Here is a 23,496-nt window from a genome sequence, read left to right as displayed (position 1 = left end):
ATGCCCAGTTTGGCCGCGCCAAACTGAGCAAGCCAAGCATTAGCCCATGTGCAGACCACCGTTGACCGAGAAGTCAGCGCCGGTGGCGTAACCGCCCTCTTCGCTGGCCAACCACGACACGATGGAGGCGATTTCGCTGGGCTTGCCCAAGCGCTTGACCGGCACCGTGGCCACGATTTTCTCGAGCACATCTGGGCGAATGGCGTTGACCATGTCGGTGCCGATGTAGCCAGGGCTGACCGTGTTCACGGTCACGCCTTTGGTGGCCATTTCTTGCGCCAAGGCCATCGAGAAACCGTGCATGCCGGCTTTGGCGGCCGAGTAGTTGGTTTGGCCTGCTTGGCCTTTATTGCCGTTCACGGAAGAGATCTGGATGATCCGGCCCCAGCCTTTTTCCACCATATCGGGCACGACCTGCTTGGTTACGTTGAACATGGAGTTCAGGTTGGTGTCGATCACCGCATCCCAGTCTTCGCGTGTCATTTTCAAGAACACGCGGTCCTTGGTGATGCCTGCGTTGTTCACCAACACATCAATGACGCCATGCTCTTCTTTCGCTTTGGTGAAAGCGGCGACGGTGGAGTCCCAATCACCCACGTTACCTACCGATGCGTAGAACGTGTAGCCCAGGGCTTTTTGCTCGTCCAGCCATTTGGTGAAGTCACGCGTTGGGCCGCAGCCTGCAATGACCTTGAAACCTTCTTTGTGAAGGCGCTGGCAAATCGCGGTACCAATACCGCCCATGCCACCTGTGACGTACGCTACTTTTTGACTCATGTTTGTCTCCATTTTTATGAGTGGTTGAAATGATGGGAAATTTGAAATCAGACGCGCTCGATGGCCAGTGAAACGCCCATGCCGCCACCAATACACAGTGCAGCCAAGCCCTTCTTGGCCTGGGTGCGCTGCATTTCGTGCAACAAAGTCACCAAGATGCGGCAGCCGGACGCGCCGATGGGGTGACCAATCGCGATCGCGCCGCCGTTGACGTTGACCTTGGCCGGATCGATGTCCAAGGCACGGTTGACGGCGCAGGCCTGCGCAGCGAAGGCTTCGTTCAGTTCGAACAAATCCACGTCTTGGGCTTTCCAGCCCGCGCGGGCCAGCGCCTTTTGCGATGCTGGCACGGGGCCCATGCCCATGGTGGCTGGGTCCAGACCGCTGGTGCCAAAAGCGGCAATGCGGGCCAAGGGCTTGAGGCCCAAAGCGGCAGCCTTCTTGGCGCTCATGACCATCACAGCGGCCGCACCGTCGTTGATGCCCGAGGCGTTGCCTGCGGTCACGCTACCGGCCTTGTCAAAGGCGGGGCGCAGACCGGCCAGCACTTCTTGGCTGGTTTTCTTGTTGATGAATTCGTCAGTGTTGAACACCAAGGCATCGCCCTTGCGCTGGGGAATCATCACATCGACGATTTCGTCTTTGAACTTGCCAGCTTCTTGTGCAGCAGCCGCCTTGCTTTGGCTACCGGCCGCCAAAGCGTCTTGCATTTCACGCGTGATGCCATGGGCCTTGGCCACGTTTTCTGCGGTGATGCCCATGTGGTACTGGTTGTACACGTCCCACAGGCCGTCCACGATCATGGTGTCGGTCATCTTCCAGTCGCCCATGCGCTGGCCGTCACGGCTGCCGCTCAAAACATGTGGGCTGGCGCTCATGTTTTCCTGACCACCGGCAATCACGATTTCGCTGTCGCCCCAAGCCACAGCTTGCGCGGCCAACATCACGGCCTTGAGACCCGAGCCGCACACGGCATTGATGGTGAGAGCGGGGGTTTCTTTGGCCACACCGGCTTTCATCATGGCTTGACGTGCAGGGTTTTGGCCTGCGCCAGCAGCCAGCACTTGGCCCATGATCACTTCACCGATGGCGTCTACCGGCAAACCACTGCGCTCCAGCAAGCCTTTGATGACGATGCTGCCCAGTTCGGTGGCCGGGGTTTTGGCGAGTGAGCCACCAAATTTACCCACGGCTGTGCGGGCTGCTGCAACGATGACGATGTCTTCCATTTTTGTCTCCAGTAAAAAAATCAATCAGGCTTTGGCTTTGACGTAACGGCCTGGAGCCGCTTCGATGGCTTTGAATTTGGCCGCTTTGCCATAGGTTTTGGGTGCTGTAATTTGCTTGCCCGCATGGGTTTTGAGCCAATCCGACCAATCGGTCCACCAGCTGCCCGGCACTTCTTTGGCACTGGCAATCCAGCTGTTCACATCGGCGGGGAATTTGCTGCCTTCGCTCAGCCAGTGGCTGCGTTTTTTCGCTGCGGGTGGGTTAATCACACCTGCGATGTGACCCGAAGCTCCCATCACAAAACGCTTTTTGCCTGGCAAAACTTGCGTGCTGGCATAAGCCCCGCCGATCGGCACGATGTGGTCTTCGCGCGAACCGTAGATGTAAACCGGTATGTCGACTTTGCCCAGATCAATGCTTTCGCCGCAGACTTTGACCTTGGCGGGTTTGACCAGGTTGTTCTCAAGGTAAGTGTGGCGCAAATACCAGGCGTAGAAAGGGCCGGGCAAGTTGGTCGAGTCGCTGTTCCAGTAAAGCAAGTCAAAAGGCGGCGGAGTTTCGCCCTTGAGGTAATTGCCCACCACGTAGTTCCAAACCAAGTCGTTGGGGCGCAAAAAGCTGAAAGTAGAGGCCAAGTCCTGGCCCTTGAGCAAGCCACCTTGCCCCATTTGCTGCTCACGGAATTTGACGAAGTTCTCGTCAATGAACACATCCAAAATGCCGGTGTCGGTGAAGTTGATCAGGGTGGTGAGGAAAGTCGCACTGGCCACCGGTTTTTCACCCCGAGCGGCCAAAACAGCGAGTGCTGTTGAGAGGATGGTGCCACCCACGCAAAAGCCCAAAGCGTTGATCTTGGGTGCGCCCGTGATCGCTTGCACGGTGTGGATGGCCTCTATGGCGGCGTGTTCGATGTAGTCGTCCCAGCTTTTTTTCGCCATGGACTCATCAGGGTTGCGCCAGCTCACCACAAAAGTTCGGTGGCCTTGGCTCACGGCGTAGCGGATCAGTGAGTTTTCGGGCTGTAAATCCAGGATGTAGAACTTGTTGATGCAAGGCGGCACCAGCAAAAACGGCTTTTCATAAACCTTGGCGGTCAGCGGTTTGTATTCGATGAGTTGGAAAAACTCGTTTTCAAAAACCACGGCACCTTCGGTGGTGGCGACGTTCTTGCCGACTTCAAACAGGCTTTCATCGGTCATGGAGACATGGCCTTGCTGCATGTCGTGCATCAGGTTCTGAATCCCTTTGGCGATGCTTTCGCCTTTTGTCTCGATCGCTTTCTTTTGCGCCTCGGCATTGAATGCCAGAAAGTTACTGGGAGCCGAAGCGGCCACCCATTGCTCAATGGCAAAGCGAATACGGGTACGTGTTTTTTCGTCGGCATCCACCGCATCGGCCAAACCCATGAGGGTTCGAGCGTTCAACAAATAAGTGGCCGCATTGAATGCAGCCATCGGATTGGCAGCCCAAGCCTCACCCGAAAAACGCCGATCTTTGACTTGGACAGAGCTTTGCAAGCCTTGATTCCACAACTCAGAGGCGTCTTTGAAATACTGCCCTTGCAGGGTTTTGAGCTTTTCCTGTGAGAATTGCAGGGGAGCGCTGGTCGGGGTTGCGACTGATTTCAAGCCACCCAAGTCGATGGTTTGAAAATGCTGCATGGCTTGCCCCCAGCTTTTGGCCAGGTTTTCTTGAAAACCTTCACCCCATTGGTTCCAAAACTCTGGTGTTGGTCCACTCATGGCCAGTCTCCTGAAAGTTGTTTTTTTGATATCCGTTGCACTCAGTATCTTTCAATTTGATGTCGCCTAAATTACAAAGCCCAAAAAAATGTATTTGATCGTTATTGCCTGGCTGTATGTGACCTTGCTGATGGGCTTGGCTGAAGCCTTTAGCACTCAAGGGACGGTATTGGGCGCCATCATCACTTTTCTGTTGTACGGTGTTCTGCCCATGTCCTTGGTGATTTATTTGGGGGGAACACCCTTGCGCCGCAAAGAACGCTTGCGCAAAGCTGAACAGGAAAATCCGGCATCAGGACGTGAGCCAGATACAAGCAGCCATTCGACCGGACTGCCCCAAAGTGGGGCTGTCTCGCCTGTGAGAAAAGAACCGGACTGAGTTGTTGACCGTGCACCAGTCGGGATGGCCGTCATTGCCGTAAATCTGTTCGATCCCAAGTTGGCACAAACGCCAACGCGCCAATCCGGCCAAGTCGGCCAGCCATTTGCCAGGCCTCACGGGCTTGAAGAGCCCTTCTGGGGCAGCCTTTTGCTGACAAAAAGCCGCCCTCACCTCGTCGCCCACTTCAAAGGCTTGCGGTCCAATGCAAGGTCCAAGCCACACCAAAATATCTTCAGAGCGGGTCTGATCCAGCGGTGAAGTGTTGCGCAAGGACTCCAGCACGCCCTGCCCTGCCTGACCCGCTAAACCGCGCCAACCGGCGTGCGCGGCAGCCACCCATTGGCCTTGGGTGTGGCACATCAAAACGGGCAAACAATCGGCCACCATGATGGTGCAAGCGGCTTGTGGCCCTGTGGCGATACAGGCGTCGGCTTCGGTCCCGCTGCTGCTGTGTGCATCCAAATTCGCCACTTGCTGGCCATGGACCTGCTTCAAAAAAACAAGTGGCGCGCCGACGGCAGACTGCAAAAGCGCCCTGTTACCCTGAACATGGGCCTGCTCGTCGCCCACATGGTCCCCCAAATTCATGCTGTTCCATGGCGGTGAAGAGACACCGCCACGTCGATCTGTCATCAAAGTCCGGACGTGCGGAGGTGCTGGCCAGTCGGCCTGAAACCCAAAATCAGCTAAAGAGGTCATACATGGGGCTTCAACAGAGGGCTAAGCCTCCCAAACAAAGGAAGCTTATTTTGAGATGAAGGATAAACCCAAAAAGTGGCGCTTGACCCGCGCACACCAAGGTCCTCGCTCGCTTTTCAGGTGTAATGTGCTCATGCCACGCCACCGTTCCGAGCCCCAACTGACATGGATTGACGTGGGGCAAGCCTTGCCCACACCGGACCTTGCCTGGGGTGCCCATTCCCCAGCCCCTGGCTTGGTCGCAGCCAGCGCTGACCTATCGGCCATGCGGCTTGTCGAGTCCTACAGCCAAGGCATTTTCCCTTGGTACAGCAGCGGCCAACCCGTTCTCTGGTGGAGCCCCGATCCTCGCATGGTGTTGCGGCCACAAAACTTCAGGTTTCACCGTTCACTGCGGCAGGCGCTCAAACGAGGGCGACTTCAGCCGAATTTCTCCCTGTGTTTTGATCGGGATTTCCAACAAGTCATTGAACGTTGCAGCCAAACCCCCAGAAAAGGGCAGAGCGGGACTTGGATCGTGCCCGACATGGTCAAAGCTTACAGAGAGTTGCACGACATGGGACTGGCCCACAGTGCAGAACTTTGGGTGGGTGGCAACTTGGTGGGCGGGCTTTATTTTGTGGCGCTGGGCCACGCTGTCTTTGGCGAGTCGATGTTCACCACCGTCACCGATGGCTCCAAAATGGCTTTGGCCTTGTTGGTCAGCGTTTGCCTTCAACACGGCATTGAGGCCATCGACTGTCAACAAAACACCGACCACCTGGCATCGATGGGCGCTTCTGAAATCACACGAGACGCGTTTGTCGAGCATGTCCAGCAAGCGCGAAGCCATCCACCAATAAATTGGGCTGATCAAACTCTATACTGGGATTTGTTGGCGAATTTGGACAACGCAACGTGACCCATTTGAACGAACTTCCCCTGCAATCCCTGCAGTTTTACGCCACTGCGGCTTACGATTGCAGCTACCTGCCCGATCGCGCCGCCCGATCTCAAGTTGCCACGCCCAGCCACCTGATTCATAACGAGGTGTATTCGGACTTGGTTGAACAGGGCTTTCGCCGCAGCGGCATGTTCACTTACCGACCTTACTGCGATGGTTGCCAAGCCTGCAAGCCATTGCGCGTCAATGTAGAGGCATTTAAGCCAGACCGCAGCCAGCGCCGTGCTTGGCGCGACCATCAACACCTGCAAGTTCGCATTCTCGATTTGCAGTTTGACCCCGATCATTACGCCCTGTATTTGCGTTACCAAACCCATCGCCACGCAGGCGGTGGTATGGACCAAGACAGCGTTGACCAGTACCAACAATTTTTGTTGCAAAGCCGGGTCAACTCCAGAATCATTGAATTTCGAGCAGCGGCACCCAATGGGGAGTTGGGTGCGCTCAAAATGGTCAGCATTGTGGATGTGCTGAACCATGGTTTATCAGCGGTTTACACGTTCTACGAACCGGCGGATGAAGCCAGCTATGGCACCTTTGGTGTGCTGTGGCAAATTGACCAAGCCCGCAAGTTGAAACTGCCCCATGTGTATTTGGGCTATTGGATTGAGGCCAGCCCAAAAATGAATTACAAATCTCGGTTTGTGCCATGCGAAATCAGGGTCCATGGCCAATGGGAACCCATGCCGTAAGCGTCTGAAATTTTCACAGTGTAAAATTTTGAGGCCACCCCACGACACCATGAAAAAAGACCCCGCCTTCACGCCGACACCCACCATTCAGGTCATCGAACGCATGTTTTCGCTGATCGATGTACTGGCCTCTCGCTCAGAAGCCATCTCACTGAAAGAAATCAGCGAAAAAACGGGCCTTCACCCTTCTACAGCGCACCGCATCTTGAATGATCTGGCCACAGGTCGATTCGTTGACCGGCCTGAGGCCGGCAATTACCGATTGGGCATGCGCCTTCTGGAGTTGGGTAATCTGGTCAAGGGCCGTTTGAACGTGCGTGACGCGGCTTTGGCGCCTATGCGCGATTTGCACAAACTGATTCAGCAGCCCGTGAACCTGAGCATGCGGCAAGGCGATGAAATTGTGTACATCGAACGCGCTTACAGCGAACGGTCTGGCATGCAAGTCGTCCGCGCCATTGGTGGGCGCGCCCCCCTGCACTTGACCTCTGTGGGCAAGCTTTTTTTGGCGGCCGATGACCCTTTGCGGGTGCGTTCTTATGCCACGCGCACAGGCCTTCTGGGACAAACGCGCAACAGCATTACCCAATTGCAAGTACTCGAGCGTGAGCTGTCACGGGTCAAGCAATACGGCATCGCCCGAGACAATGAAGAATTAGAGTTGGGCGTGCGCTGCATTGCAGCGGGGATTTATGACGACCAAGGCAAATTGCTGGCGGGTCTGTCCATCTCTGCTCCCGCCGACCGCTTGGACGAAGGTTGGCTACCCAAACTGCAAGCCACAGCACACGACATCTCCAGCACTTTGGGCTTCCACGAACAGCACGGCTGAACAAAACAGCGGATTGAATCGCCCACAAAAAACCCCGCCATGCGGGGTTTTTTGTGAGCTTGAACCATCTCACCCAGGCTGGTGTTCGGCCAAAGCGGAGTGTCGGGTACCAGAGGCATTGGCGGATTTTTCAACCCAGCGGCGCACGCGCTCGGCATCAGCGATGCGGCTGAGCTTGCCGGCAGAGTCCAAAAACACCATGATCAACTTTCGGCCAGAAACTTGGGCTTGCATGACCAAGCACTGACCAGCTTCCGAGATGTAACCCGTTTTTTGCAAGCCAATGTCCCAATTGGCACTCTTCACCAAGCGGTTGGTGTTGTTGTATTGGAGGGTGCGGCGACCCACTTCGATTTCGCGACCATGCGAGGTCGAGAGTTCGCGCAAAACAGGCTCTTTGTAGGCAGCCCCAACCAGAACGGCCAAATCGTTGGCACTGGACTGGTTGCGACTGGACAATCCTGTCGGCTCCACATACCGGGTGTCTGACATGCCTAAGGCCTGAGCGCGCATGTTCATGCGTTTGACAAATTGCTCCAAACCACCTGGGAAAGAGCGTCCCAAGGCGTGGGCCGCTCGGTTTTCACTGGACATCAGAGACAAGTGCAGTAAATCACCCCGGCTGAGCACTGTGCCCACAGCCAAGCGAGAAGAACTGCCTTTTTCGGTGTCCACGTCGGCTTGGGTGATCGTGATCATTTCGGACATCGGCAGCTGAGCCTCCGAAATGACCAAACCCGTCATGAGCTTGGTGAGCGAAGCAATGGGCAAGACCGCGTTGTCATTTTTACGAAACAACACCTCACGGGTGTCTTGGTCGATGACCAAAGCCACGCTGGAACGAAGATCCAAGGGGTCTGATGAAGCGTGGAGCCCCGCCAACTGCCCATGCGAGGCACGCATAGGCACAGCAGGACGCTGCACGGCATTGAGCCGTTTGACGTTGGTCTTGGCTTTGGGGTTGGCCGCGACTTGCTTCTTGCTGACCGCCTTTTTGACCGCTTTTTGAGCAGCAACAGGCTTCTTTTTGTCGTTCGTCGATTTATTTTGCGCCCAAACAGGCGCAGGCAACACAAAAGTCACCCACAAGGCGCACCCCAAAATGGCCGCTGCCAATTTCTTCAGGGAGGACCCGCTCGTTGGCGGTGAAAAAGAAAAACCTGATCGCATCGGGGACATTGTGTTTCTATCAATTGCTTAATCTTATTTGAGTGTACCAAATAAAAAAAGTCACGCAAGAACAATGACTTGCGTGACTTTATTCAAGCCAGATAGTACATCTTAAGAATTATTTTTAGCCTTGAGCAGCCACCCGATCGGCTTTGCTCTGCAATTTATTGAGGGCACTGAGGTAAGCCTTGGCGGAAGCCACAACGATATCGGGGTCTGAGCCTACGCCATTGACAACGCGACCGCTGTTTTGCAAACGCACCGTCACTTCGCCCTGGCTCTCTGTTGAACCGCTGATCGCGTTGACCGAATAGAGCACCATTTCAGCACCACTTTTGATGTGTGACTCGATGGCTTTCAGTGAAGCATCCACCGGACCATTTCCATCGGATTCGGTACGAACTTCTTTGCCCTGGACCGTGAAAACCACCGCCGCATGAGGGCGCTCACCGGTTTCACTGCGTTGGGACATGGAGACGAAGCCGTACTGCTCTTTTTCAGCGGTCACACTCTCGTCCCCCACCAGCGCCAAGATGTCTTCGTCGAAAATCTCGCTCTTGCGGTCGGCCAATTCCTTGAACTTGGCAAAAGCGTTGTTGATTTCGGTCTCGCTGTCCAAAGTGACGCCCAAGTCTTGCAAACGCTGTTTGAAAGCGTTGCGACCGCTGAGCTTGCCCAGCACGATTTTGTTGGTGGTCCAGCCCACGTCTTCGGCACGCATGATTTCGTAGGTGTCACGGGCCTTGAGCACGCCATCTTGGTGAATGCCCGAGGCGTGGGCAAAGGCATTGGCACCCACCACGGCCTTGTTGGGCTGAACCACAAAACCTGTGGTCTGACTGACCATGCGACTGGCCGCCACGATGTGGCTGGTGTCAATGCCGATGTCCAAACCGAAATAGTCGCGGCGCGTCTTGACCGCCATGACCACTTCTTCAAGTGAGCAATTGCCCGCACGCTCACCCAAGCCGTTGATGGTGCACTCGACCTGGCGGGCGCCGCCGATCTTCACACCGGCCAAGGAGTTGGCCACCGCCATGCCCAGGTCGTTGTGGCAATGCACGGACCAAATCGCTTTGTCGGAGTTGGGAATGCGTTCACGCAGGGTGCGGATGAACTCGCCGTACAGCTCAGGCACCGCGTAACCCACGGTGTCGGGCACGTTGATGGTGGTCGCGCCTTCAGCAATCACAGCTTCAAGAACACGGCACAAAAAATCCATGTCGCTTCGGTAGCCGTCTTCTGGGCTGAACTCGACATCACCCACCAAATTGCGGGCAAAGCGCACCGATTGCTTGGCCTGCTCAAACACCTGGTCTGGCGTCATGCGCAGCTTCTTTTCCATGTGCAGGGGCGACGTGGCAATGAAGGTGTGAATGCGACCGCTGTTGGCGCCTTTGAGGGCCTCGGCGGCACGTGCAATGTCGCGGTCATTCGCTCGGGACAAAGAGCAAATGGTAGAGTCTTTGATCGCGTCGGCAATCGTTTTGACGGCCTCGAAGTCACCATTGGAGCTGGCAGCAAAACCGGCTTCGATCACGTCCACGCGCAGACGCTCCAGCTGGCGGGCAATGCGCAGCTTCTCGTCACGGGTCATGGAAGCGCCGGGCGATTGTTCGCCGTCGCGCAAGGTGGTGTCGAAAATAATCAGTTTGTCAGTCATGTTCACTCCTGGTCAAAAACCCGCAAGTCCAAGCAAAAATGCAAAAGGCCCGATGCGGATGGCATTCGGGCCTTTTGGGAAAATGTTTGCGTGCGCTACACATCCCGCCCGAGGGGCGCTAGCAGTAGTGCAAACAAAGAAAATTTCATACAAATACTGTAGCACAGTTCAAAACCCAAACTGTCTTGCAGTGGACATCACTGGTGCAAACCCCGTTCATCGGGCTCATCGGTGGAAGTGCTGATCATGCTGGTGGGTTGGCCTTTGGCCTTGCGCCAAATATAAATCACATAACCACTCAAGCCGTAAAGCACAAACAAGCCAAACAACACAGTGGGTGGATCGATGTTCACGGCCGCGATGCCCAAGGCCACCAACACCAAAGTGGCAAACGGCACGCTCTTTTTCATGTGCATGTCTTTGAAACTGTAAAACGGCACATTGGTCACCATGGTCAAGCCCGCAAACATGCATACGGCAAACATGCCCCAAGACACTGCTTTGGCGGGCACGGCGTTTTCAAACATGATCCACACAAAACCCATGACCAAAGCGGCTGCCGCTGGCGAAGGCAGGCCCTGGAAATAACGCTTATCGACCACACCCGTGTTGACATTGAAGCGTGCCAGGCGCAGGGCTGCACATGCGCAGTAAACAAACGCGGCAATCCATCCCCAGCGGCCCAGCTCCTTCAAGGTCCAGACGTAGGCAATCAAGGCTGGCGCTGCGCCGAAAGACACCATGTCGGACAGCGAATCCATCTGCTCACCAAATGCGCTTTGGGTGTTCGTCATGCGGGCCACACGGCCGTCCAGGCTGTCGAGCACCATGGCGCTGAAAATACCCACTGTGGCCAAGTCGAAACGGCCATTGATGGCCATGACCACAGCGTAGAAACCTGCAAACAGAGCCGCCAAAGTGATCATGTTGGGCAACATGTAGATGCCCTTGGAGGGTTTGCGCACCGGCACTGGGCCTTCTGCGTCTTCAGCGGTGTTGTTGGCTTTGTTCATCATCCATTCCTGTTCCGGTTTATTGGATCCATCCCGTGTCAGCTGAGTTTAAGGCAGACCCAGCGCCCAAGAAAAAGGCCACCTGAGTGGCCTTTTCCCATCTTGCCCAAAGGCCAGATCAGTTGCGGGACTTGTCAACCAGCTTGTTCTTGGCGATCCAAGGCATCATGGCGCGCAATTGTGCGCCCACGACTTCGATGGAGTGCTCAGAAGTCAAGCGACGACGCGCGGTCATGCTTGGGTAGTTGGTCTTGCCTTCCAAGATGAACATCTTGGCGTATTCACCCGTCTGGATGCGCTTCAAGGCATTGCGCATGGCGACGCGAGACTCTTCGTTGATGACTTCAGGACCAGTCACGTACTCGCCGTATTCGGCGTTGTTCGAGATCGAGTAGTTCATGTTGCCGATGCCGCCTTCGTAGATCAGGTCAACGATCAGCTTCAACTCGTGCAAGCACTCGAAGTAAGCCATTTCAGGCGCGTAACCGGCTTCCACCAAGGTTTCGTAACCCATCTTGATCAACTCAACCGCGCCACCGCACAGAACAGCCTGCTCACCGAACAAGTCGGTTTCGGTTTCTTCTTTGAAGTTGGTCTCGATGATGCCGGCCTTGCCGCCACCGTTGGCCATGGCGTAGCTCAGGGCCAAAGCGCGGGCCTTGCCGCTCTTGTCCTGGTGAATCGCCACCAAGTGGGGCACGCCGCCACCTTGGGTGTAAGTGTTGCGCACGGTGTGGCCTGGGGCCTTAGGGGCAACCATCCACACGTCCAGGTCTTCACGGGGAACGACTTGGTTGTAGTGCACGTTGAAACCGTGGGCGAAAGCCAAAGAAGCACCTTGCTTGATGTGGGGGGCCACATTGTTGTTGTAAACCTCGGCGATCATTTCGTCGGGCAACAAGATCATGACCACGTCGGCGGCTTTGACCGCGTCGTTGACTTCCATCACGGTCAAACCGGCTTTGCCGACTTTGTCCCACGATGCGCCACCTTTGCGTAGACCGACGACCACTTTGACGCCGCTGTCGTTCAAGTTTTGGGCGTGTGCATGGCCTTGCGAGCCATAACCAAGGATGGCAACAGTTTTGCCCTTGATGACGCTCAAATCACAATCTTTGTCGTAAAAAACTTTCACAGGGTTCTCCTTAGGAATAAAACAGTTTCAAGGGTTGAGTTTAGACGCGCAGGATGCGCTCGCCGCGCCCGATACCGCAAGCGCCAGTGCGCACGGTCTCCAAGATGGCACTGCGGTCGATCGCCTCCAAAAAGGCGTCGTTCTTGGATTGGTCACCGGTCAGTTCTACGGTGTAGCTCTTGTCGGTGACGTCAATCACACGGCCACGGAAGATGTCAGCCATGCGTTTCATTTCTTCGCGTTCCTTACCCACGGCTCGCACCTTCACAAGCATCAGCTCGCGCTCGGTGTAGGCACCTTCGGTCAGGTCCACGACCTTGACCACCTCGATCAGGCGGTTCAGGTGTTTGGTGATTTGCTCGATCACGTCATCCGACCCTGTGGTCTGGATGGTCATGCGCGAGAGGCTGGGATCTTCGGTCGGGGCCACGGTCAAAGACTCGATGTTGTAGCCACGCGCAGAGAACAAGCCCACCACACGGGACAAAGCGCCCGCTTCGTTTTCAATCAGTACAGCAATGATGTGTTTCATGATTACAGGTCCTCCACGCCCATGAGCATCTCGGTGATGCCCTTGCCGGCCTGCACCATCGGGAACACGTTTTCTGTTGGGTCAGTTCGGATGTCCAAGAAAACCGTGCGGTCCTTGAGCCTGCGGGCTTCGCGCAAGGCGGGCTCCACATCCTCTGGTTTTTCAACCAAGATGCCGACGTGGCCATAAGCTTCGGCCAACTTCACGAAATTGGGCAAAGCATCCATGTAGCTGTGGCTGTAACGACCGGAGTAATCAATCTCCTGCCACTGGCGCACCATGCCCAAATAACCATTGTTCAGGGCCACCACATTGATGGGTGTGTTGTACTGCAAGCAGGTCGAGAGTTCCTGAATGCACATCTGCACCGAGCCTTCGCCCGTCACGCAGAACACTTCGCTGTCTGGCTTGGCCAATTTGATGCCCATGGCATAGGGAATGCCCACGCCCATGGTGCCCAAACCACCGGAGTTGATCCAGCGACGTGGTTCGTTGAACTTGTAGTACTGAGCGGCCCACATCTGGTGCTGACCCACGTCAGATGTGATGTAAGCATCCGCGTCTTTTGTCATGTCCCACAAGGTCTCAATGACTTTTTGCGGCTTGATGACGAGCGAGTTGCTGTTGTCGTACTTCATGCAATCGCGTTTGCGCCAGCCTTCAACCGTTTCCCACCACTGGGCCAAGGCCTGAGGATCGGGTTTTTGGCCAGACTCTCGGATCATGCCCATGAGTTCGGTCAGCACGTCTTTCACGTCGCCCACGATCGGCACATCCACTTTCACGCGCTTGGAGATGCTCGATGGGTCAATGTCAATGTGGATGATCTTGCGATCCACCGAGGCAAAGTGCTTGGGGTTACCGATCACGCGGTCGTCAAACCGTGCACCCACTGCCAACAAAACGTCACAGTTTTGCATGGCGTTGTTGGCTTCGAGCGTACCGTGCATGCCCAGCATGCCCAGGAAACGGCGATCGGTCGCCGGGAAAGCGCCCAAGCCCATCAAAGTGTTGGTCACCGGCACATTGAGCATGTCGACCAAGGCCCGCAGCTCGGCGCTGGCGTTGCTCAAGAGCACACCACCGCCTGTGTAAATGTAAGGGCGCTTGGCCGACATCAACAACTGCAAAGCTTTGCGGATCTGACCGCCGTGGCCCTTGCGAACCGGGTTGTAAGAACGCATCTCAACCGACTCGGGGTAGCCCGAATACATCGTCTTGTTGAAAGAGACGTCTTTGGGCACGTCAACCACCACAGGGCCAGGACGGCCGCTGCGTGCAATGTGGAAAGCCTTCTTCATGACCTCGGCCATGTCTTTGGCGTCTTTGACCAAGAAGTTGTGCTTGACGATAGGACGTGTAATGCCCACGGTGTCGCATTCTTGGAAGGCATCCAGGCCAATGGCCGCAGTGGGCACTTGGCCACTGATGATGACCATCGGAATGCTGTCCATGTAAGCGGTCGCAATGCCGGTGACGGCATTGGTCAGGCCGGGGCCCGATGTGACCAGCGCCACACCCACCTCGCCCGTGGCACGGGCAAAACCGTCGGCCGCATGCACGGCAGCTTGCTCGTGACGCACCAGGACGTGCTGAATGGTGTCTTGCTTGTAGAAAGCGTCGTAGATGTGCAAAACAGCACCGCCGGGGTAACCCCAGATGTATTGCACGTTTTCGGCTTGGAGCGCTTTGACGAGGATTTCTGCGCCGCGCAATTCTTGAGCGCCCGCAGGGGTGTTGACCGTATCGGCCTTGTTCATTTCCATATTCAACCTTTGTGAATTTCTCTAACGAAAAACCTTGGGTGCCCCTGGGCTCGACTCTTGTGAAGTGGCTTTGGGACTTAAGACCACAGACATGGGCACCAAACTGTAAAAGTGCCGGACTGTGATCCGTTTGCTTTTTTTCAATTGCAACCCGGTATTATGGCATCAGTCAAATGCATGTCATAAAAACCCCGTCGTTTTGCGCCTCCCAATGCGATAATTTCATTTAACTGATTTATCAATTTTCAAGCGACACCGACGATGGTGCAAAGGCAATCCCGTTGGCATCCGACTCTGAACTTGCAGACTTTCTGAAAAACATGGAGAAAAAGGCGTTCAAACGCACTTACTACCATGTCAGAAACGAGGATGCGGCCTTGGATATCCTCCAAGACAGCATGATCAAGCTGTGCACGCATTACGCAGACAAGCCCGCGGCAGAACTGCCCTTGTTGTTTCAGCGCATCCTCTCCAACACCACACTGGACTGGTTTCGCCGACAAAAAACCAGAGGTGCTTTGTTTACCAATTTAGGCGATTTCAACGCTGTTAACGGAGATGGCGACTTTGACTTGCTAGAGGTTACCGGCAACAACGTTGATAACGCTGTCTCAGAAAGCACCGAGGACTGGGTTGGCCGGGTTCAAACGCTCGAGCACATTGAAACCGCTGTCATGGCTTTGCCTGCACGTCAACGAGAAGCCTTCTTGCTGCGTTATTGGGAGGAGCACGACGTGGCGCAAACCGCGGCAGTGATGGGCTGCTCAGAAGGCAGCGTCAAAACCCATTGTTCTCGGGCAATCCAAGCCCTGAGCAAAACATTGGGAATACAAGGAATCAGACCATGAAACACGCGAACACTTCCACTGAAGCCCAAATTGATCAATTGGGCCACTACTTTTCGGGCCAACTCACCCTCGCCAGTACTGATTTGTCGCACGACATTTCGGAGCGTCTTCGCGTCGCTCGCCAATTGGCGATCGGGCATCGCAAAACTGCGGCACAACTCCGACAGGTTCAAAACAATCAGGTCAATGCAAACGGCACTTTGACAGTATCGGGCGACGAAGGCTTAGGGCTTTGGAGTGTTCTGGCTTCTTCATTGCCCTTGTTGGCATTGGTCGTGGGTCTTCTGACCATTCAGGCAGTCAAAGATGACCACATCGCTGTAGAAATCGCTGCTACAGACTCGGCTCTTTTGACTGACGAATTACCTCCTCATGCATACACCGATGCCGGTTTTGCCCAGTTTTTGAAAATCAAACACAGCGCCTCGGAACAGCATGACTGAGTTGCATTTGGGTCGCATTTTTCTGCGGAAAACTTATCTCATCGTAAGTTTGGGCAGTTTATTGGCTCTGGGGTGGCTGAATGCGGCTGCGCAAACCAGCTTGCCCAGTGCTGTGGTTTCCCCACCTGGTCCTCAAACTTCCAACACAAAACCCAACGCGACACGCCTTACGGCGACATCCCCCATATCCAGTGCCTGGCATCAACTGACGCCCATGCAAAGACAAGCACTGGCCCCGTTAGGGGCCCAATGGAGTGCCTTGAGCGCGCAGCAACAAGCCAAGTGGCTGACTCTTTCAAAGAATTTCACGCAACTGCCCGTGGCCGATCAGGTCACCATGCATTCACGCATGGCCGATTGGGTGGACTTGAGCCCTCAACAACGTAACTTGGCTCGTTTGAACTTCAATCAGTTCCAAAACTTGCCCAAGGAGGATAAAAAAGCCGCTTGGGAAGCCTACCAAGCCTTGCCTAAAGAAGAAAAGCGTTTGCTCAGTTCAGGCTCAATCGGTCCCACCAAAAGTGCCGCGCCGACCATCAAGCCGGTAGATCCCCACCGCCAAGTCCAAACAGCTGTCAAGGCCCCTTCTGGCAGCCCCCATGCAGCGGCTGCAATTGACCGCAAAACCCTGTTGCCACGTCAGCCGACTGTGGTCTCACCCAAGCAAGGCACGCCCTTGCCCTCATCGACAGACATGTCCGAAGATCTCAAGCCCTCCACTGAAACGGCACCCTCATGATGCTTCAGCCCTCCAGCAGCGCTCCCCTGCAGGACATGTCCACCCCATCACTCAAGCGACGCATGGCCTGCTGGCTTTACGAAGGCATGCTGTTGTTTGGCGTCATGGTGTCTTCTGGGCTGGTTTATTTTGTGGCCGCCTATTGGGCGACAGGGTTGGCTCCTGGCGACATGAACGTCCACCCTCAACTCAAATCAGGCTTGCAGGCGTCTAGCTTTTTGGTTTTGGGTCTGTATTTCATTTGGATGTGGCGGCGCGGTCAGACCCTGGCCATGAAGACCTGGCGGATTCAAATTGTGGCCACCGATGGTCAAAAAATCAGTCGAAAAACGGCCTTCAAACGCTACCTCACCAGCTGGATTTGGTTCCTCCCCCCTTTGGCGGTCTCTTCAGCACTCGGGCTGCCTGTGGTCGAATTGACTGTTTTGACCTTGGGCTGGGTGGCCGTCTGGGCTGTCCTCAGCCGCTTTCACCCGCAAGGCCAGTTTTGGCATGATGCAATTGCAGGGACACGGCTGGTCACGACAGCCACCTGAATAGTTTGACTTTTCGCGCGCCATGCAAGAACCCACAAACGCACACTCCCCTGCCGACACCGTGAACCCACAAAAAGCCCGCAAAGGACTGAACCGAGTCCTCCATGCGGGAGGGTATTCACTTCAAGGACTTCGCGCAGGCTGGGGGGAAACTGCGTTTCGTCAAGAAGCCATCTTGGCCGCAGGCTTGTTGCCCTTGGCTTTCTGGCTGGGTCAAAGCTGGGTCGAAACGGCCTTGCTGGCCGGTACGGTGCTGCTGGTCATGATTGTTGAATTGCTCAACACCTGCATCGAATCGGCCATTGACCGGATTGGCCCAGAATGGCATCACTTGTCCAAGCGTGCCAAAGACATGGGCAGCGCTGCCGTACTGCTCAGTCTGCTGCTGTGTGTGGGGGTTTGGGTCGGCGCACTTTGGCAGCGTTTGGCGTGAACCCAATGGACGCCACCGCCTCAATTCAGACATCGCCCGCCTTCTCGCTCTGCGTTTACTGCGGCTCAAAACCTGGCAACAAACCCGAGTTTTCTCAAATTGCCGTCCAAGTAGGCACTTGGATCGGCCAGCATGGTGGTCAATTGGTCTACGGTGGCGGACGCAATGGCCTGATGGGCTTGGTGGCCGAAGCCACTTTGGCTGCTGGTGGCACCGTGATCGGCATCATCCCCAAAGCATTGGTCGAAAAAGAATGGGCGCACCATGGTTGCACCGAACTTCATGTGGTCGACACCATGCACGAGCGCAAACGCCTGATGGCCGACAAAGCCGACGCTTTTTTGGCATTGCCCGGCGGCATCGGCACGTTTGAAGAGTTGTTTGAGGTCTGGACCTGGCGACAGCTGGGGTACCACGACAAGCCCGTGGGCATCCTCAACAGCCTCGGCTACTACGATGGGCTGATGTCCTTCATCGGTCAAGTGGTGCAAGACGGTTTCATGGGCGATTGGCAGACCGAACTGGTCACCCTGGGCACTGAGCCCGAAGCGCTGCTGCAAAGCTTGGTGCAAAAAGCAGGCTTTTCTCCCCGCGCCAAAGTCGAACTGCTCTGATCTTTGCGTGAACTGAGCCGGGCTAAGAGAGCCGTTCAAAGAGAGCCCGGCTTTCCCATCAAACCGCAGTTTCGTCTTGCTCGCCGGTGCGAATACGGATCACGCGTTCGACCGTGGTCACAAAAATCTTGCCGTCACCGATCTTGCCGGTGCGCGCTGCCTTGATGATGGCGTCCACACAGCTGTCCAAGTCTTGGTCCTTGACCACCACCTCGACCTTGACCTTGGGCAAAAAGTCGACCACATACTCGGCACCCCGGTACAACTCGGTGTGGCCTTTTTGACGGCCAAAACCCTTAACTTCGGTGACGGTGAGGCCCGTCACGCCGCATTCGGCCAAGGCTTCGCGCACTTCTTCCAGCTTGAAGGGCTTGATGACGGCGGTGATCTGTTTCATGGGGAAAGTCCTCAAAGAATGGTGGTTGCCCGAAATCAGGCGCGGAATTTGTTGGTCATAGGATAACGCCAATCCTTGCCAAAACTGCGGTGCGTCACGCGAATGCCCACAGGGGATTGGCGGCGTTTGTACTCGTTGAGCTTGATCAGGCGGGTCACTTTTTCCACATCGGCCCGTTCAAAGCCATCGGCAATCAGCGCTTCCACGCCCTCGTCGTTTTCCATGTAACGCTGAATGATCGCGTCCAGCACCTCATACGCGGGCAGGCTGTCTTGGTCTTTTTGGTCGGGGCGCAGCTCGGCGCTGGGCGGGCGGGTGATGATGCGCTCGGGGATCGGTTGGCTGCCCGTGCCATACGGATCATGAAGGTTGCGCCAGCGGGCCAGGTCAAACACGCGGGTCTTGACCACGTCTTTGATCACCGCAAAACCGCCCGCCATGTCGCCATACAGCGTGCAGTACCCCGTGGCCATCTCGCTCTTGTTGCCGGTGGTCAACACAATCGCCCCGGTCTTGTTGGACAGCGCCATGAGCAGCGTGCCGCGAATGCGGGCCTGAATGTTCTCTTCGGTCGTGTCTTCTTTCAGGCCCTCAAACTGGACCGACAGCGCCTGTTTGAAGCCGTCAAACAGTGGCGCAATCGAAATTTCGTCATAACGCACGTTCAAGCGCTTGACCATGTCGCGCGAATCGATCCAGCTGATGTCGGCCGTGTAGGGCGAAGGCATCATCACCGCGTGGATCTTGTCGGCCCCGATCGCGTCCACCGCAATCGCCAACACCAGCGCCGAATCGATGCCGCCCGACAGGCCCAAAATCGCACCCTTGAAACCGTTTTTGTCCAAATAGTCGCGCACGCCCAACACCAGCGCATCCCACAACTCGGCATCGGCGCTGGCCATGGGCACCAAGGCCTCGGGCGCAGCGCTCACATCCACACCGTTTGCCGCGGCTTGAACTTGCACCGTCATGGCCGCCTCGCGAAAACCTTCAGCCCGCGCCACGGTTTCGCCGTGGGCATTGAGCGCAAAGGAGCGGCCTTCAAAAATCACCTCGTCTTGCCCGCCGACCAAGTGCGCGTAAACCAGGGGCAGACCGCAATCGGCCACGCGCTCGCGCATGCGCTGCTCACGCTCCGGGCCCTTGCCCGCATGAAAAGGCGAGGCGTTCAGCACCGCCAGCATTTGCGCGCCCGCGTCTCGCGCCAAACGGGCCGGTTCGTCAAACCAAGCGTCTTCGCAAATCAGCAAGCCCACGCGCACACCCTCGACCTCGAACACACCCACCCCGTTGCCGGGAGTGAAGTAGCGGCGCTCGTCAAAAACCTGGTAGTTAGGCAACTCGCGCTTGTCGTAAGCACACACCACCTGCCCCTCGCACAGCACGCTGGCGCGGTTGTGGCGGCGCGTCACCGCCACGCTGCGGGTGCGCAGGCCGCCGCCTTCGGGGTGGCCCACCACCACATGCAAACCTTTTAACCCAGCCAGTTCGCGGGCCACTGTTTTCAGGGCATCATCACAGGCGTCAATGAAGGCGGGGCGCAGCAACAAGTCTTCGGCCGCATAGCCGCAAATCGACAGCTCGGGCGTCAACACCAAGCGCGCGCCCTCGGCATGCGCCCGGGTGGCGAAATCGATGATCTTGCGGGCATTGCCCGGCATGTCACCGACGACAAAGTTGAGCTGGGCCACACGAATTTGGAGAGTCATACAGGTGCTGGAAAATGTGAGCTTGAATTATGTCACCCGGGTGCAAGACGACCTGAGTGCCATCGCGCCCGAAGCCTGGGACGGACTGCTCGCCCGGCAAGACGCCCCTTCCCCCTTCATGCAGCATGCCTATTTGTCAGCCATGCAGACCAGCCAATCGGCCGCGCCCGAGACCGGTTGGACGCTGCAAGTCATCAGCCTGTGGCGCAGCACCTCGCAAGGCGATGTGTTGGCCGCCGCCTGCCCGCTCTACATCAAGACCCACTCACGCGGCGAATACGTGTTCGACCACGCCTGGGCCGACGCCTACCAGCGCCACGGCCTGGACTATTACCCCAAAGCGCTGGTCGCCTCGCCCTTCACACCCGTGCCCGGCAGCCGCCTGCTGGCTGAATCTGACGCCGCCCGCCAAGCCCTGCTGGCCGCCTTGCTGGACATTTGCCAAACCAACAACATCCCCTCGCTGCACATCCTGTTTGGCAGCGCGCAAGACTTGCAAGCCTGCGAGCAAGCCGGGCTGCTGCAGCGCGACCAAGTGCAGTTCCATTGGCAAAACCAAGGCTGGCGCGACTTTGATGACTTTTTGGCCAGCCTGACGCAAGAAAAACGCAAAAAAATCCGGCAAGAACGCCGCAAAGTGCGGGAGGCGGGCGTCAGCTTTCGCGCCGTGCGTGGCCCTGACATGACAGGCGACGACTGGGCCGTGCTGCTGCGCTGCTACCAGCAGACCTATTGGGAACACGGCAACGCGCCCTATTTGACCCCGGCGTTTTTTGAGGCCATGCGCACCGACATGGCCGCCAACTGGCTGCTGTTTGTGGCAGAACACGCGGGCCAACCCATCGGCATCAGCCTGATCGGCCTTCACATGGACGCCGCTGGCCAGCCCGAAGTGGCCTACGGCCGCTATTGGGGGGCGCTTGCGCGGGTGGACTGCCTGCACTTTGAAGCCTGCTACTACCAGCCCATCGCATGGTGCATCCAGCACGGCCTCAAACGCTTTGAAGGCGGCGCACAAGGCGAACACAAAATGGCCCGCGCCCTGCTGCCTACACCCACACACAGCGCCCACTGGCTGGCGCACCCGGCGTTTTCTGAGGCAGTGGCCCGGTTTCTAGAGCGGGAAAAAGCGGGGGTGGAGAACTACCTCGAAGCGCTCAATCAGCACTCACCACTCAAACAAACGCAGCAGCCCAACTTGTAAGTCGGCACCTTCAGGTCAGACATCGGCCACCGCCCCCTTCCGACACATTCTGTCGCTTCGCCTTGGACACTGGTTTCTGTCACCACACAGGAAGGGACGCTGGGCCAATTTGGAAGTGAAATCGAGGAGCAGGCTTGCCTTCATCAAGTCACTGCACCCACAATTGCGGGCTGAAACGGCCTACCAATAAGCATGGAAGCATCAATAAAATTTAGCAAGATATACAATAATTCAAATTCAAATACCAATTCACGATACAAATGCTGGACGTCAACGATGCAATCATCCTGAGCTGTGCGCCCCAAGGCGGTGCCATGGCCACCGCAGCGACCGAGCAAACGGGCTTGACGCGGGTGGCTGTTTCGCGGCGCATCAAGAAGCTGGCCGATGCAGGCTACTTGCAACGCCACGGCACGGGTACCCGGCAAACCTACAGCCTGGGCGACAAGCGCTTTTGGTTAAGAGTGGAACCCCTTGCCGACATCGTGCGGCGGGGCGGCGAGATGGTGGTGTGGGAACAGCATTTGGCGGCTTTGTTGGCAGACTTGCAGCCCAATGTCAAAAACCTGGCTTACACCGCATTCACCGAAATGCTGAACAACGCCCTCGACCATTCCAGCGGGCAGCAGGTGGTGATGGGCATGCATGTGCAGGACGGGCAATTGCAGATGTTGGTGGCCGATGACGGCGAGGGGATCTTCCGCAAGATTGCCAAAGCCGCTGATTTGTTTGACCCGCGCTTGGCCATTTTGGAGCTGGCCAAGGGCAAGTACACCACCGCGCCCTTGGGCCATTCGGGCATGGGTATTTTTGTGTCATCGCGGATGATGGATGGCTTTGCCATCGAGTCGTTCGGCTTGCGTTTTGACCCGAATGAGGCCAACGCTCCCCTGCCCCGTTTTGACTGGATCGACGCCAGCGCGCAGCTCAAGCCCGCCCAAGCGCAGACGGTGGTGCGCATGGCCATTGCGCTAGACAGCACACGCACGGGCAATGATGTTTATTTCAAATATTTTGAGTCCAGCAATGTGGGCGATGCCGAGCCTGGCGATGCCTTTCACACCACAGAAATTCCGGTGCGCTTGGCCCAGCTGAGCAGTGAACTGGTGTCACGCTCGCAAGCCAAATGGGTGATGAACCGCGCCACCCAGTTCAAGACCGTGATCCTCGACTTCGAAGGCGTGGTCCATGTGGGCCAGGCTTTTGTGGACGAGGTGTTCCGAGTCTTTGCCACAGCCCACCCCCACATTCGCCTGAAGACCATGGGCATGAGCCCCGAGGTGGCCAAGTTGGTGAGTTTGTTTGGGGGTGAGCGGGGCTGAAGCACCACCATACGCAGCAACAAGCGCTGAATGCTCGCCCATAAAAAAACGCCTGCGCGGCGCAAACCGGGCAAGCGTTTTGGGGTTCAAGGGCTTCAGTCAGAAGCCATTGAGCCAGGCGTTCAGGCCTTGTTGTAGTTGGCGATGCCGTCCATCAGTTCTTTGGCGGCGGATTCGACGCCTTCCCAGCCCTTGACCTTGACCCATTTGCCTTTTTCCAGGTCTTTGTAGTGCTCAAAGAAGTGGGCGATTTGCTTGAGCTGCAGCTCGTGCACGTCAGCCAGGGCCTTGATGTTGGCGTAGATGGGCAGGATTTTTTCTGTGGGCACGGCCAAGATCTTGCCGTCCATGCCGCCTTCGTCTTCCATCAGCAAGATGCCAATGGCGCGGCACGACACCACCACGCCTGGGGGCAGCGGGAAGGGCGTCATCACCAACACGTCGACCGGGTCACCGTCACCGGCGATGGTCTGGGGCACGTAGCCGTAGTTGGTGGGGTAGTGCATGGCGGTGCCCATGAAGCGGTCCACAAACAAAGCGCCGGACTCTTTGTCCACTTCGTACTTCACAGGGTCGGAGTTCATCGGGATTTCGATGATGACGTTGAATGCGTCGGGTACTTTGCTGCCGGGGGTGACTTTGTTCAGGGACATGGTGTCTGCTTTTGAAAGTTAA

Annotated in this window: 25 protein-coding genes; 12 read left to right on the top strand and 13 right to left on the bottom strand. The window is 56.5% G+C overall.

All coding sequences use genetic code 11. The features are described from left to right. Positions 1–39: 39 nt before the first annotated feature. From phbB to SWE17_RS04065, 3 genes are read right to left on the bottom strand one after another with little or no spacing between them, the layout of a single operon-like run. Positions 40–777: an acetoacetyl-CoA reductase gene (gene phbB, locus SWE17_RS04075; RefSeq protein WP_100117905.1), complete on the bottom strand. Its 738-nt coding sequence runs from the start codon at positions 775–777 to the stop codon at positions 40–42. Between the two features lie 47 nt (positions 778–824). Beyond that, on the bottom strand, positions 825–2,006 hold the full coding sequence (locus tag SWE17_RS04070) for an acetyl-CoA C-acetyltransferase (protein ID WP_322991844.1): 1,182 nt from the start codon (positions 2,004–2,006) through the stop codon (positions 825–827). 24 nt (positions 2,007–2,030) lie between these two features. Further along, a complete protein-coding gene (locus SWE17_RS04065; protein WP_322991843.1) occupies positions 2,031–3,749 on the bottom strand; it encodes a class I poly(R)-hydroxyalkanoic acid synthase in 1,719 nt (572 codons plus the stop codon). A gap of 88 nt (positions 3,750–3,837) precedes the next feature. Between SWE17_RS04065 and SWE17_RS04060 the strand changes: the two genes are divergently transcribed. Next, positions 3,838–4,128: a hypothetical protein gene (locus SWE17_RS04060; RefSeq protein WP_322991842.1), complete on the top strand. Its 291-nt coding sequence runs from the start codon at positions 3,838–3,840 to the stop codon at positions 4,126–4,128. Here SWE17_RS04060 and pgeF read toward each other — a convergent pair. Further along, the gene (gene pgeF / locus SWE17_RS04055) at positions 4,042–4,830 is read right to left on the bottom strand and encodes a peptidoglycan editing factor PgeF (protein ID WP_322993941.1); all 789 of its coding nucleotides are present in this window, start codon (positions 4,828–4,830) and stop codon (positions 4,042–4,044) included. The two genes, SWE17_RS04060 and pgeF, sit on opposite strands and share 87 nt — an antisense overlap. Positions 4,831–4,963: 133 nt before the next feature. Between pgeF and aat the strand changes: the two genes are divergently transcribed. The 3 genes from aat to SWE17_RS04040 are packed head-to-tail and all read left to right on the top strand — an operon-like array spanning position 4,964 to position 7,297. Then, positions 4,964–5,731 (top strand): leucyl/phenylalanyl-tRNA--protein transferase, encoded by a 768-nt coding sequence (gene aat / locus SWE17_RS04050; RefSeq protein ID WP_322991840.1) that lies wholly within the window; start codon positions 4,964–4,966, stop codon positions 5,729–5,731. Next, positions 5,728–6,465 (top strand): arginyltransferase, encoded by a 738-nt coding sequence (locus SWE17_RS04045; RefSeq protein ID WP_322991839.1) that lies wholly within the window; start codon positions 5,728–5,730, stop codon positions 6,463–6,465. Before aat ends, SWE17_RS04045 begins: the two co-directional genes overlap by 4 nt. 49 nt (positions 6,466–6,514) lie before the next feature. Further along, on the top strand, positions 6,515–7,297 hold the full coding sequence (locus SWE17_RS04040; protein WP_322991838.1) for an IclR family transcriptional regulator: 783 nt from the start codon (positions 6,515–6,517) through the stop codon (positions 7,295–7,297). A gap of 69 nt (positions 7,298–7,366) precedes the next feature. Here SWE17_RS04040 and SWE17_RS04035 read toward each other — a convergent pair whose 3' ends face one another. The 6 genes from SWE17_RS04035 to SWE17_RS04010 all read right to left on the bottom strand — a co-directional run bounded on the left by SWE17_RS04035 (position 7,367) and on the right by SWE17_RS04010 (position 14,576). Beyond that, complete coding sequence (locus tag SWE17_RS04035; RefSeq protein WP_416234964.1) at positions 7,367–8,467, bottom strand: serine hydrolase; 1,101 nt, start codon at positions 8,465–8,467, stop codon at positions 7,367–7,369. Between the two features lie 124 nt (positions 8,468–8,591). Continuing rightward, the gene (locus SWE17_RS04030) at positions 8,592–10,130 is read right to left on the bottom strand and encodes a 2-isopropylmalate synthase (protein ID WP_322991836.1); all 1,539 of its coding nucleotides are present in this window, start codon (positions 10,128–10,130) and stop codon (positions 8,592–8,594) included. Between the two features lie 197 nt (positions 10,131–10,327). Then, on the bottom strand, positions 10,328–11,143 hold the full coding sequence (pssA, locus tag SWE17_RS04025) for a CDP-diacylglycerol--serine O-phosphatidyltransferase (protein ID WP_322991835.1): 816 nt from the start codon (positions 11,141–11,143) through the stop codon (positions 10,328–10,330). Between the two features lie 118 nt (positions 11,144–11,261). Continuing rightward, positions 11,262–12,278, bottom strand: a complete 1,017-nt coding sequence (ilvC, locus tag SWE17_RS04020; protein ID WP_100117581.1) for a ketol-acid reductoisomerase — start codon at positions 12,276–12,278, stop codon at positions 11,262–11,264. Between the two features lie 40 nt (positions 12,279–12,318). Continuing rightward, positions 12,319–12,810, bottom strand: a complete 492-nt coding sequence (ilvN, locus tag SWE17_RS04015; protein WP_053175395.1) for an acetolactate synthase small subunit — start codon at positions 12,808–12,810, stop codon at positions 12,319–12,321. Between the two features lie 2 nt (positions 12,811–12,812). After that, positions 12,813–14,576 (bottom strand): acetolactate synthase 3 catalytic subunit, encoded by a 1,764-nt coding sequence (locus tag SWE17_RS04010; protein WP_322991834.1) that lies wholly within the window; start codon positions 14,574–14,576, stop codon positions 12,813–12,815. 281 nt (positions 14,577–14,857) lie between these two features. Between SWE17_RS04010 and SWE17_RS04005 the strand changes: the two genes are divergently transcribed. The 6 genes from SWE17_RS04005 (at position 14,858) to SWE17_RS03980 (ending at position 18,189) form a co-directional block, all read left to right on the top strand. After that, entirely contained in the window at positions 14,858–15,424 is a 567-nt protein-coding gene (locus SWE17_RS04005; RefSeq protein ID WP_322991833.1) for an RNA polymerase sigma factor, read from the top strand. After that, complete coding sequence (locus SWE17_RS04000) at positions 15,421–15,867, top strand: DUF3619 family protein (protein ID WP_322991832.1); 447 nt, start codon at positions 15,421–15,423, stop codon at positions 15,865–15,867. Before SWE17_RS04005 ends, SWE17_RS04000 begins: the two co-directional genes overlap by 4 nt. Further along, positions 15,860–16,606: a DUF3106 domain-containing protein gene (locus SWE17_RS03995; protein WP_322991831.1), complete on the top strand. Its 747-nt coding sequence runs from the start codon at positions 15,860–15,862 to the stop codon at positions 16,604–16,606. Before SWE17_RS04000 ends, SWE17_RS03995 begins: the two co-directional genes overlap by 8 nt. A 62-nt stretch (positions 16,607–16,668) precedes the next feature. Beyond that, complete coding sequence (locus SWE17_RS03990) at positions 16,669–17,142, top strand: RDD family protein (RefSeq protein WP_416234963.1); 474 nt, start codon at positions 16,669–16,671, stop codon at positions 17,140–17,142. A gap of 22 nt (positions 17,143–17,164) precedes the next feature. Beyond that, complete coding sequence (locus tag SWE17_RS03985) at positions 17,165–17,575, top strand: diacylglycerol kinase (RefSeq protein ID WP_322991829.1); 411 nt, start codon at positions 17,165–17,167, stop codon at positions 17,573–17,575. 5 nt (positions 17,576–17,580) lie between these two features. Then, positions 17,581–18,189: a TIGR00730 family Rossman fold protein gene (locus SWE17_RS03980; RefSeq protein WP_322991828.1), complete on the top strand. Its 609-nt coding sequence runs from the start codon at positions 17,581–17,583 to the stop codon at positions 18,187–18,189. 58 nt (positions 18,190–18,247) lie between these two features. Here SWE17_RS03980 and SWE17_RS03975 read toward each other — a convergent pair whose 3' ends face one another. Further along, positions 18,248–18,586 (bottom strand): P-II family nitrogen regulator, encoded by a 339-nt coding sequence (locus SWE17_RS03975; RefSeq protein WP_322991827.1) that lies wholly within the window; start codon positions 18,584–18,586, stop codon positions 18,248–18,250. A 35-nt stretch (positions 18,587–18,621) separates the two neighbouring features. Beyond that, a complete protein-coding gene (locus SWE17_RS03970; RefSeq protein ID WP_322991826.1) occupies positions 18,622–20,295 on the bottom strand; it encodes an NAD+ synthase in 1,674 nt (557 codons plus the stop codon). Positions 20,296–20,299: 4 nt separating this feature from the next. Here SWE17_RS03970 and SWE17_RS03965 point away from each other — a divergent pair, with 4 nt between their 5' ends. After that, positions 20,300–21,499, top strand: a complete 1,200-nt coding sequence (locus SWE17_RS03965; protein WP_322991825.1) for a GNAT family N-acetyltransferase — start codon at positions 20,300–20,302, stop codon at positions 21,497–21,499. 260 nt (positions 21,500–21,759) lie between these two features. Further along, positions 21,760–22,821 (top strand): STAS-like domain-containing protein, encoded by a 1,062-nt coding sequence (locus SWE17_RS03960; protein ID WP_322991824.1) that lies wholly within the window; start codon positions 21,760–21,762, stop codon positions 22,819–22,821. A gap of 122 nt (positions 22,822–22,943) precedes the next feature. Here the strand turns inward: SWE17_RS03960 and ppa are convergent, their stop codons facing one another. Next, positions 22,944–23,474 carry an inorganic diphosphatase gene (gene ppa, locus SWE17_RS03955; protein WP_322991823.1) on the bottom strand — a complete coding sequence of 177 codons (531 nt, stop codon included), beginning with the start codon at positions 23,472–23,474 and terminating at the stop codon, positions 22,944–22,946. Between the last annotated feature and the right edge of the window lie 22 nt (positions 23,475–23,496).

Source organism: Limnohabitans sp. (assembly GCF_034680285.1).
Lineage (GTDB): Bacteria > Pseudomonadota > Gammaproteobacteria > Burkholderiales > Burkholderiaceae_C > Limnohabitans_A.
Note: the sequence above shows the minus strand (reverse complement) of the source record. Positions and strands in the feature narration are given on the sequence as shown.